Annotated in this window: 14 protein-coding genes; all 14 read left to right on the top strand. The window is 67.9% G+C overall.

Annotated features, from left to right (window positions below):
* Positions 1–250: 250 nt before the first annotated feature.
* The 14 genes from rplJ (at position 251) to rplW (ending at position 17,990) form a co-directional block, all read left to right on the top strand.
* Positions 251–790 carry a 50S ribosomal protein L10 gene (rplJ, locus tag ACFFIA_RS02325; protein WP_377244492.1) on the top strand — a complete coding sequence of 180 codons (540 nt, stop codon included), beginning with the start codon at positions 251–253 and terminating at the stop codon, positions 788–790.
* Positions 791–901: 111 nt separating this feature from the next.
* Positions 902–1,291: a 50S ribosomal protein L7/L12 gene (rplL, locus tag ACFFIA_RS02320; protein ID WP_377244489.1), complete on the top strand. Its 390-nt coding sequence runs from the start codon at positions 902–904 to the stop codon at positions 1,289–1,291.
* Positions 1,292–1,852: 561 nt separating this feature from the next.
* Positions 1,853–5,284, top strand: coding sequence for a DNA-directed RNA polymerase subunit beta (gene rpoB, locus ACFFIA_RS02315; RefSeq protein ID WP_377244486.1), 3,432 nt, complete (start codon positions 1,853–1,855; stop codon positions 5,282–5,284).
* Positions 5,285–5,386: 102 nt separating this feature from the next.
* The gene (locus ACFFIA_RS02310; RefSeq protein WP_377244483.1) at positions 5,387–9,274 is read left to right on the top strand and encodes a DNA-directed RNA polymerase subunit beta'; all 3,888 of its coding nucleotides are present in this window, start codon (positions 5,387–5,389) and stop codon (positions 9,272–9,274) included.
* Between the two features lie 136 nt (positions 9,275–9,410).
* Positions 9,411–9,752, top strand: a complete 342-nt coding sequence (locus ACFFIA_RS02305) for a hypothetical protein (protein WP_377245666.1) — start codon at positions 9,411–9,413, stop codon at positions 9,750–9,752.
* Positions 9,753–10,559: 807 nt separating this feature from the next.
* Positions 10,560–11,009, top strand: coding sequence for a hypothetical protein (locus ACFFIA_RS02300; RefSeq protein WP_377244480.1), 450 nt, complete (start codon positions 10,560–10,562; stop codon positions 11,007–11,009).
* Positions 11,010–11,385: 376 nt separating this feature from the next.
* Complete coding sequence (gene rpsL, locus ACFFIA_RS02295; RefSeq protein WP_014440718.1) at positions 11,386–11,760, top strand: 30S ribosomal protein S12; 375 nt, start codon at positions 11,386–11,388, stop codon at positions 11,758–11,760.
* A 1-nt stretch (position 11,761) separates the two neighbouring features.
* Complete coding sequence (rpsG, locus tag ACFFIA_RS02290) at positions 11,762–12,232, top strand: 30S ribosomal protein S7 (protein ID WP_377244477.1); 471 nt, start codon at positions 11,762–11,764, stop codon at positions 12,230–12,232.
* A gap of 31 nt (positions 12,233–12,263) precedes the next feature.
* Positions 12,264–14,369, top strand: a complete 2,106-nt coding sequence (gene fusA, locus ACFFIA_RS02285; RefSeq protein WP_446686957.1) for an elongation factor G — start codon at positions 12,264–12,266, stop codon at positions 14,367–14,369.
* Between the two features lie 186 nt (positions 14,370–14,555).
* A complete protein-coding gene (gene tuf, locus ACFFIA_RS02280; RefSeq protein WP_377244471.1) occupies positions 14,556–15,749 on the top strand; it encodes an elongation factor Tu in 1,194 nt (397 codons plus the stop codon).
* Between the two features lie 304 nt (positions 15,750–16,053).
* Positions 16,054–16,362, top strand: a complete 309-nt coding sequence (gene rpsJ, locus ACFFIA_RS02275) for a 30S ribosomal protein S10 (protein WP_018347762.1) — start codon at positions 16,054–16,056, stop codon at positions 16,360–16,362.
* 13 nt (positions 16,363–16,375) lie between these two features.
* Complete coding sequence (gene rplC, locus ACFFIA_RS02270; protein WP_377244467.1) at positions 16,376–17,038, top strand: 50S ribosomal protein L3; 663 nt, start codon at positions 16,376–16,378, stop codon at positions 17,036–17,038.
* A complete protein-coding gene (gene rplD, locus ACFFIA_RS02265) occupies positions 17,035–17,691 on the top strand; it encodes a 50S ribosomal protein L4 (protein WP_377244464.1) in 657 nt (218 codons plus the stop codon). Before rplC ends, rplD begins: the two co-directional genes overlap by 4 nt.
* Complete coding sequence (gene rplW / locus ACFFIA_RS02260; RefSeq protein ID WP_173056658.1) at positions 17,688–17,990, top strand: 50S ribosomal protein L23; 303 nt, start codon at positions 17,688–17,690, stop codon at positions 17,988–17,990. Before rplD ends, rplW begins: the two co-directional genes overlap by 4 nt.
* Positions 17,991–17,996: the final 6 nt, after the last annotated feature.

The raw sequence follows: 17,996 nt of genomic DNA, 5'->3' as shown, positions 1-17,996 counted from the left end.
TACGCGTTCTGGAGCGCGTACTCTTGCCGACGGACCTGAAGCTTTATTGCGAAGCCTCAGGCCCAAGGACCACCCAAAGACCGCTGGTCACCGCGCTCCGGCGCGGTCGAAGGTCCCGTTCGACGGGCGACCCGCGCAGGGCGGTGTGCGAGTCAGCGTGACGTTCATGTCCCGCCCCGTGCGCCCTGCGCCGGGGCGTTTTCGTTGTCCGGGCCTGGGCGCACCAGCCAGGCGCAACGAGAGGAGGGACATGGCGGACAAGCCGGTTCGGGCCGACAAGGCCACGGCCGTCGCCGAGCTCACCGAGCACTTCCGCAAGGCGGAGGCGACCGTGCTGACCGAGTACCGCGGCCTGACGGTCGCGCAGCTCACCCAGCTGCGGCGCTCGCTGGGCCAGACCGCGACGTACTCGGTCGCGAAGAACACCCTGGCCAAGCGTGCTGCGACGGACGCGGGCATCAGCGGCCTCGACGAGCTGTTCTCCGGTCCTACCGCGCTCACTTTTGTCTCCGGCGATGTGGTGGAGGCGGCGAAGGGCCTGCGCGAGTTCGCGAAGGCCAACCCGGCTCTGATCATCAAGGGCGGCGTGTTCGAGGGCAAGGCGATCTCGGCCGACGAGGTCAACAAGCTCGCTGACCTCGAGTCCCGTGAGGTGCTGCTGGCCAAGCTGGCCGGTGCCATGAAGGCGAACCTGAGCAAGGCCGCGGCCGTGCTCCAGGCTCCGCTGACCAAGACCGCCCGTCTGGCGGCTGCTCTGCAGGACAAGCGCGAGAAGGAAGAGGCCGCTTAACACAGCGGCCACAAGTCAGCTCTCTCCGGCGCTGATCGTCGTGTCACGGGCAACGCGACGCGACGACCGGCGCCGAGGAACCGAAACAACCAAGGAAGGACGCCAGACACCATGGCGAAGCTCAGCACCGACGAGCTGCTCGACGCGTTCAAGGAGATGACGCTGATCGAGCTGTCGGACTTCGTGAAGCAGTTCGAGGACACCTTCGACGTCCAGGCCGCCGCGCCGGTGGCCGTCGCCGCGGCCGGCCCGGCCGGTGGCGCCGCCGCCGCTCCGGCGGAGGAGGAGAAGGACGAGTTCGACGTCATCCTCGAGGCCGACGGCGGCAAGAAGATCCAGGTCATCAAGGTCGTGCGCGAGCTGACCGGCCTGGGCCTGAAGGAGGCCAAGGACCTGGTCGAGGCCGCGCCGAAGCCGGTCCTGGAGAAGGCCAACAAGGAGAACGCCGAGAAGGCCAAGGCCAAGCTCGAGGCCGAGGGCGCCAAGGTCTCCCTCAAGTAAGTTTGGGCGGCCGGCGAGAAGCTGGGGGCGTGCCGCGCCATCCATGGATCGCCCTTGAGTAATCTCGCGCAAGCTCTCCAGTGGGCTCCCCGTTACCCGAAAGGTGGCGACGGGGAGCCCACTTCATGGATCCAGAGTGGAAATTCGGGCGTGGCGCCGATCACGGCGGTCCGACCCGCGCCAGAACCCTTGACGCAGCGTTTGCTGACAGGCACGCTGACATCAGCAAGTCCTTCCGCGCTTGCAACGGCCACCGGCTGGGTAAGGCGGCGTTGGTCCACCACTGGTGAGATCGCAACGCAGCCGACCGGGTCGGCACCGAGGCTCGCGTGCCGCGTTCTGAGCGGCCTGGAGGCGCCGTGAGGCGCCACGAGGTGCGTTCCGCGTCGCGCTGCCATGGTGGGCTGGACAGCGGTTAGCCGTTCGGCTACACTGCTAGTTTGCGCTGCCTTCCGACTTTAGCCCTGCCCGGAATGTCCGAAACTGGCCTCTGGGATCGGGCTCAGTCGGGGTGCGCGCGCAACGGCCGTTTTGCAGCACCGGTCCTCGGAAGGACGCATCTTGGCAGCTTCCCGCCCTGCGAAGACCAGTCGTACGTCGAGCGCATTTGCTCCCCGCCGGATTTCATTCGGCAGGATCACCGAACATCTTGAGGTCCCCAACCTCCTCGCCATCCAGACCGAGTCCTTCGACTGGCTGGTCGGCAATGAGGCGTGGCAGGGCCGGTCGGCTGATGACCCGCACGCCCGCTCCGGTCTCGCGGAAATTCTCGACGAGATTAGTCCGATTGAGGACTTCTCGGGCACCATGTCCCTTTCCTTCTCCGCTCCCCGCTTCGACGAGGTCAAGGCCTCGATCGAGGAGTGCAAGGAGAAGGATCTGACGTACTGCGCTCCGCTCTTCGTGACCGCGGAGTTCACCAACAACACCACTGGCGAGATCAAGAGCCAGACGGTGTTCATGGGTGACTTCCCGATGATGACTCCCAAGGGCACCTTCATCATCAATGGCACCGAGCGCGTGGTCGTCAGCCAACTCGTCCGTTCTCCGGGCGTCTACTTCGACAAGCAGCCGGACAAGACGTCCGACCGCGACCTCTCCAGCGTCAAGGTGATCCCGAGCCGGGGTGCCTGGCTGGAGTTCGACATCGACAAGCGCGACACCGTCGGCGTCCGTATCGACCGCAAGCGCCGCCAGGCCGTGACGGTCCTGCTCAAGGCCATCGGCTGGACCAACGAGCAGATCCGCGAGCGGTTCGGCTGGTCCGAGCTGATGATGACCACCTTGGAAAAGGACCACATCGCCGGCCAGGACGAGGCGCTGTTGGACATCTACCGCAAGCTGCGGCCTGGTGAGCCGCCGACGCGGGAAAACGCGCAGACCCTGCTCGACAACCTCTTCTTCAACTCGAAGCGGTATGACGTCGCCAAGGTCGGTCGCTACAAGTTCAACAAGAAGCTCGAGATCGACATCCCGATCACCACGGGCACGCTGACGGTCGAGGACATCGTCGCCACGGTCGAATACCTCTGCCGCCTGCACTCGGCCGAGGAGGGTTACGAGGCCGACGACATCGACCACTTCGGCAACCGGCGCCTGCGCACGGTCGGCGAGCTGATCCAAAACCAGGTTCGTGTCGGTCTCTCCCGGATGGAGCGGGTCGTCCGCGAGCGGATGACCACGCAGGACGTCGAGGCGATCACGCCGCAGACCCTGATCAACATCCGTCCGGTGGTGGCGGCGATCAAGGAGTTCTTCGGTACGTCGCAGCTGTCCCAGTTCATGGACCAGACCAACCCCCTGGCGGGTCTGACCCACCGCCGGCGCCTCTCCGCGCTGGGCCCGGGTGGTCTGTCCCGTGAGCGGGCCGGCTTCGAGGTCCGTGACGTGCACCCGTCCCACTACGGCCGGATGTGCCCGATCGAGACGCCGGAAGGCCCCAACATCGGTCTGATCGGCGCGCTCTCCACGTTCGGGCGGGTCAACCCGTTCGGGTTCATCGAGACGCCCTACCGGAAGGTCACCGACGGTCGGGTCACCGACCAGATCGACTACCTGACGGCGGACGAGGAGGACCGGTTCGTCAAGGCCCAGGCCAACGCCCCGCTCAAGTCCGACGGCAGCTTCGCCGAAGACCGGGTGCTGGTCCGCCGGAAGGGCGGTGAGGTCGACTTCGTCCCGCCGTCCTCGGTCGACTACATGGACGTCTCGCCGCGCCAGATGGTGTCGGTCGCGACCGCCATGATCCCGTTCCTCGAGCACGACGACGCCAACCGGGCACTGATGGGCGCCAACATGCAGCGCCAGGCCGTGCCGCTGGTCAAGGCCGAGTCGCCGCTGGTCGGCACCGGCATGGAGTACCGTGCCGCCGTCGACGCCGGTGACGTGGTCGTGGCCGAGGTCGGCGGCGTGGTCGAAGACCTGTGCGCCGACTACGTGACGGTGCACCAGGACGACGGTCACCGCCGCACCTACCTGCTGCACAAGTTCCGCCGCTCCAACGCCGGCTCCTGCGTCAACCAGAAGCCGGTCGTCTTCGAGGGCGACCGCGTCGAGGCCGGCCAGGTCATCGCCGACGGTCCGTGCACCGACGAGGGCGAGATGGCGCTCGGGCGCAACCTGCTCGTCGCGTTCATGCCGTGGGAGGGCCACAACTACGAGGACGCGATCATCCTGTCGCAGCGCCTCGTGCAGCAGGACGTGCTCACCTCGATCCACATCGAGGAGCACGAGGTCGACGCCCGCGACACCAAGCTGGGTCCGGAGGAGATCACCCGCGACATCCCGAACGTCAGCGAGGAGATGCTCGCCGACCTCGACGAGCGCGGCATCATCCGGATCGGTGCGGAGGTCGTGCCCGGCGACATCCTGGTCGGCAAGGTCACGCCCAAGGGCGAGACCGAGCTGACCCCCGAGGAGCGGCTGCTCCGCGCGATCTTCGGCGAGAAGGCGCGCGAGGTCCGGGACACCTCGCTGAAGGTGCCGCACGGCGAGACCGGCACGGTCATCGGCGTCCGCACCTTCTCCCGCGAGGACGGCGACGAGCTGCCCCCGGGCGTCAACGAGCTGGTCCGCGTCTACGTGGCCCAGAAGCGCAAGATCCAGGACGGTGACAAGCTCGCGGGCCGCCACGGCAACAAGGGCGTCATCTCCAAGATCCTGCCGGTCGAGGACATGCCGTTCCTGGAGGACGGCACGCCGGTCGACATCGTGCTCAACCCTCTTGGTGTGCCGAGCCGGATGAACATCGGCCAGGTCCTGGAGACCCACCTCGGATGGGTGGCCAAGACCGGCTGGAAGATCGACGGCGAAGACGCCGAGTGGAAGCGGGCGCTCAAGTCGATCGGTGCCGACACCTCTGAGCCGGACACCAACGTGGCGACGCCGGTCTTCGACGGCGCCAAGGAGGCGGAGATCAGCGGCCTGCTGGCCAGCTCGCTGCCCAACCGCGACGGCGTGCAGCTCGTCGGCGGCTCGGGCAAGGCGCAGCTGTTCGACGGTCGCTCGGGTGAGCCGCTGCCGGACCCGATCGCGGTCGGCTACATCTACATCCTGAAGCTCAACCACCTGGTCGACGACAAGATCCACGCACGGTCGACCGGCCCGTACTCGATGATCACGCAGCAGCCGCTGGGTGGTAAGGCGCAGTTCGGTGGTCAGCGCTTCGGTGAGATGGAGTGCTGGGCGATGCAGGCGTACGGCGCCGCGTACGCCCTCCAGGAGCTGCTCACGATCAAGTCCGACGACGTGCTCGGCCGCGTGAAGGTGTACGAGGCCATCGTCAAGGGCGAAAACATCCCCGAGCCCGGCATCCCCGAGTCGTTCAAGGTGCTTCTCAAGGAGCTCCAGTCGCTGTGCCTCAATGTCGAGGTGCTGAGCAGCGACGGTGTCGCGCTCGAGATGCGCGAGACCGACGACGAGGTCTTCCGGGCCGCGGAGGAGCTGGGTATCGACCTGTCTCGGCGTGAGCCAAGCAGCGTCGAGGAAGTCTGAGGTGGCGGGTCGGGGGCGACTGACCAGTCCCTGAGCTGGCAAGCGCCCCGACCCATCCCATGAGCTGGCAAGAGATACGAGACACGACTCGAGGGACATAAATTGCTCGACGTCAACTTCTTCGACGAGTTGCGCATCGGCCTGGCGACAGCTGACGACATCCGCCAGTGGTCGCACGGCGAGGTGAAGAAGCCCGAGACGATCAACTACCGCACGCTCAAGCCGGAAAAGGACGGGCTCTTCTGCGAGAAGATCTTCGGTCCGCAGCGGGACTGGGAGTGCTACTGCGGCAAGTACAAGCGGGTGCGTTTCAAGGGCATCATCTGTGAGCGCTGTGGCGTCGAGGTGACCCGCTCGAAGGTCCGTCGTGAGCGGATGGGCCACATCGAGCTGGCCGCCTCGGTCACCCACATCTGGTACTTCAAGGGCGTGCCGAGCCGCCTCGGTTACCTGCTCGACCTGGCGCCCAAGGACCTCGAGAAGATCATCTACTTCGCGTCGTACGTGGTGACCGGAGTGGACACCGAGGCCCGTCACCGCGACATGTCGACGATCGAAAACGAGCTCCTGGCGGAGAAGCGGCAGTCGGAAAACAGCCGCGACTCGGAGATCGAGAAGCGTGCCGCCAAGCTCGAGGCCGACCTGGCCGAGCTCGAGGCCGAGGGTGCCAAGGCCGACGTGCGGCGCAAGGTCAAGGAGTCTGGCGAGCGCGAGATGCGCCAGATCCGCGACCGGGCGCAGCGCGAGATCGACCGGCTCGACGAGGTGCTCGACACGTTCCGCAAGCTGGAGCCCAAGCAGCTGGTCACCGACGAGCTGCTCTACCGGGAGCTGCGCGACCGGTTCGGCGAGTACTTCAACGGCGGCATGGGCGCCGAGGCGATCAAGGCCCTGCTGGAAAACATGGACCTCGACGCCGAGGCCGACAACCTGCGCGAGATCATCCGGTCCGGCAAGGGGCAGCGGAAGATCCGGGCGCTCAAGCGGCTCAAGGTCGTGGCGGCGTTCCTCAACACCCGCAACTCGCCGCTCGGCATGGTGCTCGACTGCGTACCGGTGATCCCGCCGGACCTGCGTCCGATGGTGCAGCTCGACGGTGGCCGCTTCGCGACCTCCGACCTCAACGACCTGTACCGCCGCGTGATCAACCGGAACAACCGGCTCAAGCGCCTGATCGACCTGGGCGCGCCCGAGATCATCGTCAACAACGAGAAGCGGATGCTCCAGGAGGCCGTCGACGCGCTGTTCGACAACGGCCGCCGCGGTCGTCCGGTCACCGGCCCGGGCAACCGGCCGCTGAAGTCGCTCTCCGACATGCTCAAGGGCAAGCAGGGCCGCTTCCGGCAGAACCTGCTGGGCAAGCGCGTCGACTACTCGGGTCGTTCCGTGATCGTCGTCGGCCCGCAGCTGAAGCTGCACCAGTGCGGTCTGCCCAAGCAGATGGCGCTGGAGCTCTTCAAGCCGTTCGTGATGAAGCGGCTGGTCGACCTCAACCACGCGCAGAACATCAAGTCCGCCAAGCGGATGGTCGAGCGGCAGCGGCCGGTCGTGTGGGACGTCCTGGAAGAGGTCATCGGGGAGCACCCGGTGCTGCTCAACCGGGCGCCGACGCTGCACCGCCTGGGCATCCAGGCGTTTGAGCCGCAGCTGGTCGAGGGCAAGGCGATCCAGATCCACCCGCTCGTCTGCACCGCGTTCAACGCGGACTTCGACGGTGACCAGATGGCGGTGCACGTGCCGCTGTCCGCCGAGGCGCAGGCCGAGGCGCGGATCCTGATGCTCTCCTCCAACAACATCCTCAAGCCGGCCGACGGCAAGCCGGTCACCATGCCCACGCAGGACATGGTCATCGGCCTGTACCACCTGACCCACCTCACGGCCGGGTCCAAGGGGGAGGGGCGGGAGTTCAGCTCGGACGCCGAGGCGCGGATGGCCTTCGACAACGGCGAGCTGCACCTGCAGGCGCCGATCAAGGTGCGGCTGCGCGACGTCGTCGAGGTCGACAACGGTGCCGGCCAGCCCCGCTGGGAAGCCCCTGAGGGGTGGACGCCGGGCGAGCCGCTGATCGTGGAGACCACGCTGGGTCGGGCGCTCTTCAACGAGACCCTGCCCAAGGGCTACCGGTACGTGAACTACGAGATCCGCAAGGGTCAGCTCTCGGCGATCGTCAACGACCTCGCCGAGCGGTTCCCGAAGGTCGCCCTGGCCGCCACGCTGGACGCGCTCAAGGAGGCCGGTTTCCACTGGGCCACCTGGTCGGGCGTGACGATCGGCATGGAAGACGTCATCGCGCCGCCGCGCAAGCCCGAGATCATGGAGCGGTACGAGAAGGAAGCCGACCGGATCGACAAGCAGTACCAGCGCGGTCTGATGACGGCCGAGGAGCGCCGCGGCGAGCTCATCGAGATCTGGACCAAGGCCACCAACGAGGTGGCCAAGGAGATGGAGACCTCGCTGCCGCAGGAAAACCCGCTGTGGAAGATGATCAACTCGGGCGCCCGCGGTAACCTGCTCCAGCTCCGCCAGATCGCGGCGATCCGTGGCCTGGTGGCAAACCCCAAGGGCGAGATCATCCCGCGGCCGATCAAGTCCAGCTACCGCGAGGGCCTGTCCGTGGTGGAGTACTTCATCTCCACCCACGGTGCCCGCAAGGGTCTGGCTGACACCGCGCTGCGTACGGCCGACTCGGGTTACCTGACCCGGCGTCTGGTCGACGTGTCGCAGGACGTGATCATCCGCGAGGAAGACTGTGGCACCGACCGCGCGATCCCGATGGCGGTGGGCGAGACCATCAACGGTCAGCTGGTCGTGCACGAGCACGCCGAGACCGGGGTACACGCCCGCACGCTGGCCGACGACGTCAAGGGCGCCGACGGCACGGTGGTCGCGGAGCGGGGCACCGACCTCAACTCGATCGTGGTCGACAAGCTGGTCGCGGCGGCCGTCGAGACGGTGCGCGTCCGCAGTGTGCTCACCTGCGAGTCCAAGCTGGGCGTCTGCGCGGCCTGCTACGGCCGTTCGCTGCCGACCGGCAAGACCGTCGACGTCGGCGAGGCGGTCGGCATCATCGCCGCCCAGTCGATCGGTGAGCCCGGTACCCAGCTGACGATGCGTACGTTCCACACCGGTGGTGTCGCCGGTGAGGACATCACGCAGGGTCTGCCGCGTGTGCAGGAGATCTTCGAGGCGCGTGTGCCCAAGGGCAAGGCGCCGATCGCCGACACCCCCGGCCGGGTCCGGATCGAGGATGGCGAGCGTTCGCGGAAGATCATCATCGTTCCCGACGACGGGAGCGACGAGATCGTCCACGACAAGATCTCCAAGCGGGTGCGCCTCCGGGCACACGACGGAGACCACGTCGAGGTCGGCGAGAAGCTCACCGAGGGCACGATCGACCCGCACGAGCTGCTGCGGATCCTCGGCCCGCGCGCGGTCCAGGTCCACCTGACCCAGGAGGTCCAGGAGGTCTACCGCTCGCAGGGTGTGCTCATCCACGACAAGCACATCGAGATCATCATTCGGCAGATGCTGAAGCGGGTCACGGTGATCGACTCGGGTTCCACCGAGTTCCTGCCGGGTGTCCTGGTCGACCGTGCGGTCTTCGAGTCGGAAAACCGCCGGCTCGTGGCCGAGGGCGGCGAGCCCGCCGCCGGTCGTCCGGTGCTCATGGGTATCACCAAGGCCTCGCTGGCGACCGACTCCTGGCTCTCGGCGGCCTCCTTCCAGGAGACCACCCGAGTGCTGACCGACGCGGCGATCAACGCGCGCAGCGACTCGCTTATCGGCCTCAAGGAGAACGTCATCATCGGAAAGCTCATCCCGGCCGGTACCGGCATCAGCAAGTACCGCAACATCCGGGTCGAGCCCACCGAGGAGGCGAAGGCCAAGGTGTACTCGATGACCGGCTACCCCGAGACCGACTACGGCTTTGGGCCGGCCAGTGGCCAGGCTGTGCCGCTGGACGACTTCGACTTCGGGTCGTACCGGTAGTAGTCCCCGGTCTGTCGCGAAGCGCCCCGCACGTCCTGTGCGGGGCGCTTCCGCATGCGGGAGACCTTCAGGCGGAGTGATGGCACGCGATGCCGGGCGTACCCTCAGATCGCCTTAGTAGGCTTGGCGAGTGACCATGACGCCGGCGGCCCTGCGCCACCCGCTCGACCCCGAGCCGGTGCGCTCGACGAAGGCCGGCACCGTCTTCGCTCTCGGCCTGGTCGCGCTGCTCACCGGCCCGTTCGTGGGCGGGCTCGTGCCCGCCAGCATCGCGATCGTCCTGGCCGGGCAGGCGCGCCGCGAGGCATACCAGTCGGGCGGTTACCTGACCGGCGCGGCCTGGCTGCGCCGCGGTGAGAGGCTGGCCTGGCTCGGCGTCGCGGTGGCCACGACGTCCCTGGTCATCGCGGTCGTGATCGGCATCCTCGACTTCGCCAGCAGCCCGGCGGGGCAGGACTTCGGGCCGGGGGTCGACTAGCGTGGCGGCGTTCCCCGGCAGCGGCCCGCCCAGCGTGGGCCGTGCGGCCCGGCCTGGGCGGCGTAGCAGGGTTCGAGACCAGCGTGAGGGGGCGCAGTGACGGACGAGACGCCGCGGCCGGAAGAGCCCGCGGACTCGCCCTCCGGGCAGCCTTCGCGATCGAGCGAGCCCTCGTCACCGGCGGCCGGGTCCTTGGAGCAGCCCGCGCGCCCCGCTGATCCGGCGGGTTCGGCTGAGGCCGCAGGCGCTGCTGGATCGTCGTGGCCCGCTGAGGCCGCGGGTCCGGACGCGGTGCGGCGGGAGGCGGCCACACCGCTCGCGCAGCCCACTGGCCCGCTCTACTGGCAGACCGGGCCGGCGGGGTCGCAGGATTCGCCAGCCTGGCGAGCGGGGGAGCCTTCCCAGCAGCCCTCGTCGCCGCCCTACAGTCCGCCGCAGGCGGGGGCACCGGCGCAGCCCGCGTGGCCACATCCCGGGCCTTACCATCCTCAGCCTGGCCCGGCAGGGGCGCCGCACCCCGGGCCGCCTCCGGCCGCGTCGCCGGCGTATCCCTGGTCGGCCTACCAGCCCCCATCGCCTTACGGACCGTCGCACCCCGCAGGCCCGCCGGCGGGCTCGCCGCCCATGGCAGGCGCGCCTGAGGGCGTACCTCACGCCGCGGGGTCAACAGGGTCGCCGGCTCAGCCCGAGCATCCTGGGCCGGCGTTCGTGATCCCGCCGCCGGGGCAGCCGCATCCCACCGCGGCGCTACCGCAGCCGGTCGGGGTGTCGCCGTCCCAGCCGGGCCAGCCGGCCTGGGGAGCGCCCGTGCCCGATTGGAGGCCGCCGGGCGCCGTACCACCGCCACCGCGTGAGGCATGGCTGGCACCGCGGCGTGTGGAGGCGGTCCCGGGCACCAACTTCGCGGTCGTACACCTCGACGTGCCGCCGACGACCTCCGGCCTGGCCGTCGGCTCGCTGGTGGCGGGCATCGGCTCGGTCACAGTGTCGCTGCTCGTGGCGTGCTTCGGTTTGGCCGGGGCGTCGAATGGCTGGGGCGCGTGGGTCGCGGGCGCGTTCGCCATGATCGCTGGACTGACCGGGGCGGCCGGGGTCGTGCTCGGAGTGCTCGGCATGCGCCAGATCCGGCGCGCGGTTTCCGGCATCCGGCTCACCGGGCGGGGCGTCGCGATCGCCGGGCTGGTCTGCGGCGCGGCAGGGCTGGGCCTTACGCTGCTGGGATTCGGGGCGTCCCTGCTGATTCAGGTGACGGTGTAGCGGGAAGTAGCTTCTGCGGGGAAGCGGGTACACTGGATGACTGGAGTTCTCCGCCGCGGGTGAGACGGCAAAGACGGGTCCCCCGTTTTGACCTGTGCGCTCACGGTGGGTACTCTTTCCCCTCGTGCCCGGGCGTGCCCGGGCAATCCGTGCGTGCGCCCTCATGGTGGGCCGCGACACGGGCCAACGAGACAACGCGGCGCACGTGCCAACGCGCACCGCAACCGTGTGCCGGACGACACGCCCGACCGCGGGTGCCGGGACGGCCGAGGGCCTACCGGCGGCAACGCCAGGCCGGCCCTCAGGTCGACCGGCGAATAGGTACGGCACACAGACACAGGCACGCACAGAGGAAGCAAGGGAGCGGAGAAACCCGGTGCCCACGATCCAGCAGTTGGTCCGCAAGGGCCGGCAGGCCAAGACGAGCAAGACCAAGACCCCGGCGCTGAAGGGGAGCCCCCAGCGGCGCGGAGTGTGCACGCGTGTGTACACCACCACCCCCAAGAAGCCGAACTCGGCGCTGCGCAAGGTCGCTCGTGTGAAGCTGAGCAGCCAGATCGAGGTGACCGCGTACATCCCCGGCGTCGGCCACAACCTGCAGGAGCACTCGATCGTGCTCGTGCGTGGCGGCCGTGTGAAGGACCTCCCCGGCGTCCGGTACAAGATCGTCCGCGGTTCGCTGGACACGCAGGGCGTCCGCAACCGTAAGCAGGCGCGCAGCCGCTACGGCGCGAAGAAGGAGAAGAGCTGACATGCCGCGTAAGGGCCCCGCGCCGCGCCGGCCGCTGGTCGCCGACCCGGTGTACAACTCCCCGCTGGTCACGCAGCTGGTCAACAAGATCCTGATGCGCGGCAAGCGTCAGCTCGCCGAGCGCGTCGTGTACGGCGCCCTGGAGGGCTGCCGGGAGAAGACCGGCACCGACCCGGTCGTGACCCTCAAGCGCGCGATGGACAACGTGAAGCCGACCCTCGAGGTCCGCAGCCGCCGTGTCGGTGGCGCGACCTACCAGGTGCCGGTCGAGGTGCGCCCCTCCCGGGCGACCACCCTGGGCCTGCGCTGGCTGGTGCAGTACTCGAAGGCCCGGCGTGAGAAGACCATGATCGAGCGGCTGCAGAACGAGCTTCTCGACGCGAGCAACGGCCTCGGTGCCTCGGTGAAGCGGCGCGAGGACACGCACAAGATGGCGGAGTCCAACAAGGCCTTCGCCCACTACCGCTGGTAACCCCAGCGCCCGACGAGACGACGAAGTAGGGATTACCGTGGCTGCCGCCGACAACGCGCTTGCCAAGCTCCGCAACATCGGCATCATGGCGCACATCGATGCCGGTAAGACGACCACGACCGAACGGATCCTGTTCTACACCGGCATCACGTACAAGATCGGTGAGGTCCACGAGGGCGCCGCCGTCATGGACTGGATGGAGCAGGAGCAGGAACGCGGTATCACCATCACTTCCGCCGCCACCAAGTGCGAGTGGAAGGACCACACCATCCAGATCATCGACACGCCTGGCCACGTCGACTTCACGGTCGAGGTCGAGCGGTCGTTGCGCGTCCTGGACGGTGCCGTCGCCGTGTACGACGGTGTCGCCGGTGTGGAGCCGCAGACCGAAAACGTGTGGCGCCAGGCGGACAAGTACCGCGTGCCGCGGATGTGCTTCGTCAACAAGCTCGACCGCACCGGTGCCGATTTCTTCCGCTGCGTGCAGATGATGATCGACCGGCTCAACGCGACGCCGCTCGTCCTGCAGATCCCGATCGGCCTCGAGGGCGACCACATCGGCGTCGTCGATCTGATCGGGATGCGTGCGCTGACCTGGCGCGGGGAGACCCAGAAGGGCGAGGACTACGCGATCGAGGAGATCCCGGCCGACCTCGCCGACCAGGCCGCCGAGTGGCGCGAGAAGCTCATCGAGACGCTCGCCGACGTCGACGACTCCGTGATGGAGAAGTACCTCGAGGGCGAGGAGCTCTCGGCCGACGAGATCAAGGCCGGCATCCGCCGCGCCACCATCGACTCGAAGGCCAACCCGGTGCTGTGCGGCTCGGCGTTCAAGAACAAGGGCATCCAGCCCATGCTGGACGCCGTCGTCGACTACCTGCCGTCGCCGCTGGACATCCCGGCGATCGAGGGTACGGCGACCGACGGCGAGACCCCGCTGCTGCGTAAGCCGTCGGTGTCCGAGCCCTTCTCCGCGCTGGCCTTCAAGATCCAGACGGACAAGCACCTCGGCAAGCTGACCTACGTGCGGGTCTACTCCGGCAAGCTGGAGTCCGGGTCCCAGGTGATCAACTCCACCAAGGACCGCAAGGAGCGCATCGGCAAGATCTACCAGATGCACGCCAACAAGCGGGAAGAGCGTGCCACCGCGCAGGCCGGCGACATCATCGCGGTGCAGGGTCTGAAGCAGACCACCACCGGCGACACGCTGTGCGACCCGGCCAACCCGGTGATCCTGGAGTCGATGACGTTCCCGGAGCCGGTCATCCAGGTCGCCATCGAGCCGAAGACCAAGGCCGACCAGGAGAAGCTGGGCACCGCGATCCAGCGCCTGGCCGAGGAGGACCCGACCTTCCGCGTCGCCAACGACGAGGAGACCGGGCAGACGGTCATCTCCGGCATGGGCGAGTTGCACCTCGACATCCTGGTCGACCGCATGCGGCGGGAGTTCAACGTCGAGGCCAACATCGGCAAGCCGCAGGTGGCATACCGCGAGACCATCCGCCGCAAGGTGGAGAAGGTCGAGTACACCCACAAGAAGCAGACCGGTGGTTCCGGCCAGTACGCGAGCGTCATCGTCAGCCTCGAGCCGCTGCCGCTCGACAACGAGTCCCCGACGTACGAGTTCCAGAACTCGGTCACCGGTGGTCGCATCCCGAAGGAGTTCATCCCCTCGGTCGACGCCGGTGCGCAGGACGCCATGCATTACGGCGTGCTGGCCGGCTACCCGCTCGTGGGTCTCAAGCTGACGCTGGTCGACGGGAAGTACCACGAGGTCGACTCGTCCGAGATGGCGTTCAAGATCGCTGGCTCGATGGTGCTGAAGGAGGCCGCCCGCAAGGCCGACCCGGCGCTGCTCGAGCCGATGATGGCCGTTGAGGTCACCACTCCCGAGGAGAACATGGGTGACGTCATCGGCGACCTCAACTCCCGCCGGGGCATCATCCAGGCCATGGAGGAGCGCGGGGGTGCCCGCGTCGTCCGTGCTCTGGTTCCCCTGTCGGAGATGTTCGGCTACGTCGGCGACCTGCGGTCGAAGACCCAGGGCCGGGCGAGCTACAGCATGCAGTTCGACTCCTACGCCGAGGTCCCGGCCAGCGTGGCGAAGGAGATCATCGCGAAGGCGACGGGCGAGTGAGCATCGCAGGGAGCGCTAGCGACCGAGGAGCGGAGCGAGCTCGACGCCGAGCTGAGGGGGACTCAGCGAAGGCGACCGGGGAGTGATCCCCGGTCCGCCGGCGGGCGGACTGCGCTAGACCGGGCCTGATGGCCGCACAGTTGCAAGACCAAGCGTACGAACCAAGAAGTCCACAGGAGGACACCAGTGGCGAAGGCGAAGTTCGAGCGGACTAAGCCGCACGTCAACATCGGCACCATTGGTCACATCGACCACGGTAAGACGACGCTGACCGCGGCCATCACCAAGGTCCTGCACGACAAGATGCCCGACCTCAACCCGTACACGCCGTTCGACGAGATCGACAAGGCGCCGGAGGAGAAGGCTCGCGGTATCACCATCTCGATCGCCCACGTCGAGTACCAGACCGAGGCGCGGCACTACGCCCACGTCGACTGTCCTGGTCACGCCGACTACATCAAGAACATGATCACCGGTGCCGCGCAGATGGACGGCGCGATCCTGGTGGTGGCGGCGACCGATGGTCCGATGCCGCAGACCCGCGAGCACGTGCTCCTGGCCCGCCAGGTCGGCGTGCCGTACATCGTCGTGGCGCTCAACAAGAGCGACATGGTCGATGACGAGGAGCTGCTCGAGCTCGTCGAGCTCGAGGTTCGCGAGCTGCTCTCCAACCAGGAGTACCCGGGCGACGACCTGCCGGTCGTGCGCGTCTCGGCGCTCAAGGCGCTCGAGGGCGACGCGGAGTGGACCGAGAAGCTCATGGAGCTGATGAACGCGGTCGACACCGCGATCCCGCAGCCCGAGCGTGAGATCGAGAAGCCGTTCCTCATGCCGATCGAGGACGTCTTCACGATCACCGGTCGCGGCACCGTGGTGACCGGCCGCGCCGAGCGTGGCGTGCTCAAGCCCAACGAGGAAGTCGAGATCGTCGGCATCCGCGAAAAGTCGACCAAGACGGTCTGCACGGGCATCGAGATGTTCCGCAAGCTGCTCGACGAGGCCCGCGCGGGCGAGAACGTCGGTCTGCTGCTCCGCGGCATCAAGCGTGAGGACGTCGAGCGCGGCATGGTTGTCGTCAAGCCCGGCACCACCACGCCGCACACGGAGTTCGAGGGTCAGGTCTACATCCTCTCCAAGGAGGAGGGTGGCCGGCACACCCCGTTCTTCCAGAACTACCGGCCGCAGTTCTACTTCCGCACCACGGACGTCACCGGCGTCGTCACGCTGCCCGAGGGCACCGAGATGGTCATGCCCGGCGACAACACCGCCATGTCGGTGAAGCTGATCCAGCCCATCGCTATGGAGCAGGGCCTGCGCTTCGCGATCCGCGAGGGCGGCCGCACCGTTGGTGCGGGTCAGGTCACCAAGATCATCAAGTGAACTGAGTAACCCCGATTAGACCTGCCGTGCGTGAGTACGGCATACTAGTCAGGTTGCGTACGCGACGGGTGGCCGGCTGCTGCCGTTTCGAAAGAAAGAACAGCAGCCGGCCATCCTCGCGGGTGGCCGGGGGTGTGTTGACACGCCCGGTGCCTTGACCCCCGCAGCAAGCCAGAATCGGCCCCAGCCTTTTGGGGCGGAGCCTGGCCAAGGGACGCGACACGCCCGACCGCGGGGGTCGGCCAAGGGGATGGACAACCATCCGCAACACAGCGGCATCGCGAGAGAAGGAAACGAAGCCACCATGGCGGGACAGAAGATCCGCATCCGGCTCAAGGCCTATGACCACGAGGTCGTCGACTCCTCGGCTCGGAAGATCGTGGAGACGGTGACCCGTACCGGTGCTCAGGTCGCGGGCCCGGTGCCGCTGCCGACCGAGATCAACCGTTACTGCGTGATCCGGTCGCCGCACAAGTACAAGGACTCGCGCGAGCACTTCGAGATGCGCACGCACAAGCGTCTGATCGACATCATCGACCCGACCCCCAAGACGGTCGACTCGCTCATGCGCCTCGACCTGCCGGCTGGCGTCGACATCGAGATCAAGCTGTAGGGACTGCGAACTCATGGACAGGCAAGTGAAGGGCATCCTGGGCGCCAAGCTCGGCATGACCCAGGTCTGGGACAACAACAGGGTTGTTCCGGTGACCGTGGTGCAGGCCGGCCCGTGCGTCGTGACCCAGGTGCGGACCGCCGACAAGGACGGGTACGGCGCGGTGCAGCTCGCGTTCGGCGCCGTCGACCCGCGTAAGGTCAACAAGCCGCGCACCGGCCACTTCGAGAAGGCCGGCACGGCACCGCGGCGCCACATCGTGGAGCTGCGCACGACCGACGCGAGTGAGTACGAGCTCGGCCAGGAGGTCACGGTCGAGGCGTTCGAGGCGGGCACCGTCATCGACGTCACCGGCCGCACCAAGGGCAAGGGCTTCGCCGGTGTCATGAAGCGACACGGCTTCCACGGCCTGCGCGCCAGCCACGGTGTCGAGCGCAAGCACCGCTCGCCCGGCTCGATCGGCGCCTGCGCGACCCCGGGTCGCGTCTTCAAGGGCGTGCGGATGGCCGGTCGCATGGGCGGTGTGCGCTACACCGTGCAAAACCTCACGGTGCAGGCGATCGACCCCGAAAACAACCTGCTGCTGGTCAAGGGCGCGATCCCCGGCCCCGCCGGCGCGCTCGTGCTGGTCCGCACCGCGGCCAAGGCGAAGTCGAAGGGTGGTGCCGCGAAGTGACCACGGTTGGCGTACTGACCCCCGAGGGCACCACGGCCGGCACGGTCGACCTGCCCGCCGAGGTGTTCGACGTACAGGCGAACATCCCGCTGATGCACCAGGTCGTGGTGGCCCAGCTCGCGGCCGCCCGCCAGGGCACGCACAAGACGAAGACCCGCGGTGAGGTCGCCGGCGGCGGAAAGAAGCCGTACAAGCAGAAGGGCACCGGCCGCGCCCGCCAGGGCTCGATCCGCGCTCCGCAGTTCACCGGCGGTGGCGTGGTGCACGGCCCGGTCCCGCGCGACTACAGCCAGCGGACCCCGAAGAAGATGAAGGTCGCCGCGCTGCGTGGCGCCCTCTCCGACCGGGCTCGCGAGGGCCGCCTGCACGTCGTCGAGGCGTTCGTCACGGGCGAGACGCCTTCGACGAAGGCCGCGCTCAAGACGCTGCGTGCCGCGACCGACCGCAAGCGCGTGCTGGTCGTGCTCACCGACGCTGACGAGCTCAACTGGCTCTCCCTGCGCAACCTGAGCGGCGAAGGCGTGCACATCATCGAGGCCGGCCAGCTCAACACGTACGACGTGCTGGTCGCCGACGACGTCGTGTTCACCAAGGACGCGCTCGCCGAGTTCCTGGGCGAGAAGCCGGCGGACGAGACGGAGGCCGACAAGTGACCACCATCCCGGATCCGCGCGACATCATCATCGCGCCGGTCGTGTCCGAGAAGAGCTACAGCGTTCTCGACCAGAACTGGTACACGTTCCTGGTCCGCCCGGACGCCAACAAGACCCAGATCAAGATCGCTATCCAGCAGATCTTCAACGTCCGCGTGCTGACGGTCAACACCGCCAACCGCGAGGGCAAGCGCAAGCGCACCCGCACCGGCTGGGGCCAGCGCAAGGCCACCAAGCGGGCGCTGGTGAAGCTGGCTGACGGTGACCGCATCGAGGCCTTCGGCGGCCCGGTCAGCTGAGGGGTT

The organism is Phytohabitans kaempferiae, from assembly GCF_042433955.1.
Classification (GTDB): domain Bacteria; phylum Actinomycetota; class Actinomycetes; order Mycobacteriales; family Micromonosporaceae; genus Phytohabitans; species Phytohabitans kaempferiae.
The sequence above is the reverse complement of the archived record's forward strand: the minus strand, read 5'-3'. Positions and strand labels throughout refer to the sequence as shown.

Bases quoted from the DNA above. Each gene is read 5' to 3' on its own strand.
- rplJ (WP_377244492.1), top strand. From the start codon at position 251: ATGGCGGACAAGCCGGTTCGGGCCGACAAGGCCACGGCCGTCGCCGAG.
- rplL (WP_377244489.1), top strand. From the start codon at position 902: ATGGCGAAGCTCAGCACCGACGAGCTGCTCGACGCGTTCAAGGAGATG.
- ACFFIA_RS02305 (WP_377245666.1), top strand. From the start codon at position 9,411: ATGACGCCGGCGGCCCTGCGCCACCCGCTCGACCCCGAGCCGGTGCGC.
- rpsG (WP_377244477.1), top strand. From the start codon at position 11,762: ATGCCGCGTAAGGGCCCCGCGCCGCGCCGGCCGCTGGTCGCCGACCCG.
- rpsJ (WP_018347762.1), top strand. From the start codon at position 16,054: ATGGCGGGACAGAAGATCCGCATCCGGCTCAAGGCCTATGACCACGAG.
- rplC (WP_377244467.1), top strand. From the start codon at position 16,376: ATGGACAGGCAAGTGAAGGGCATCCTGGGCGCCAAGCTCGGCATGACC.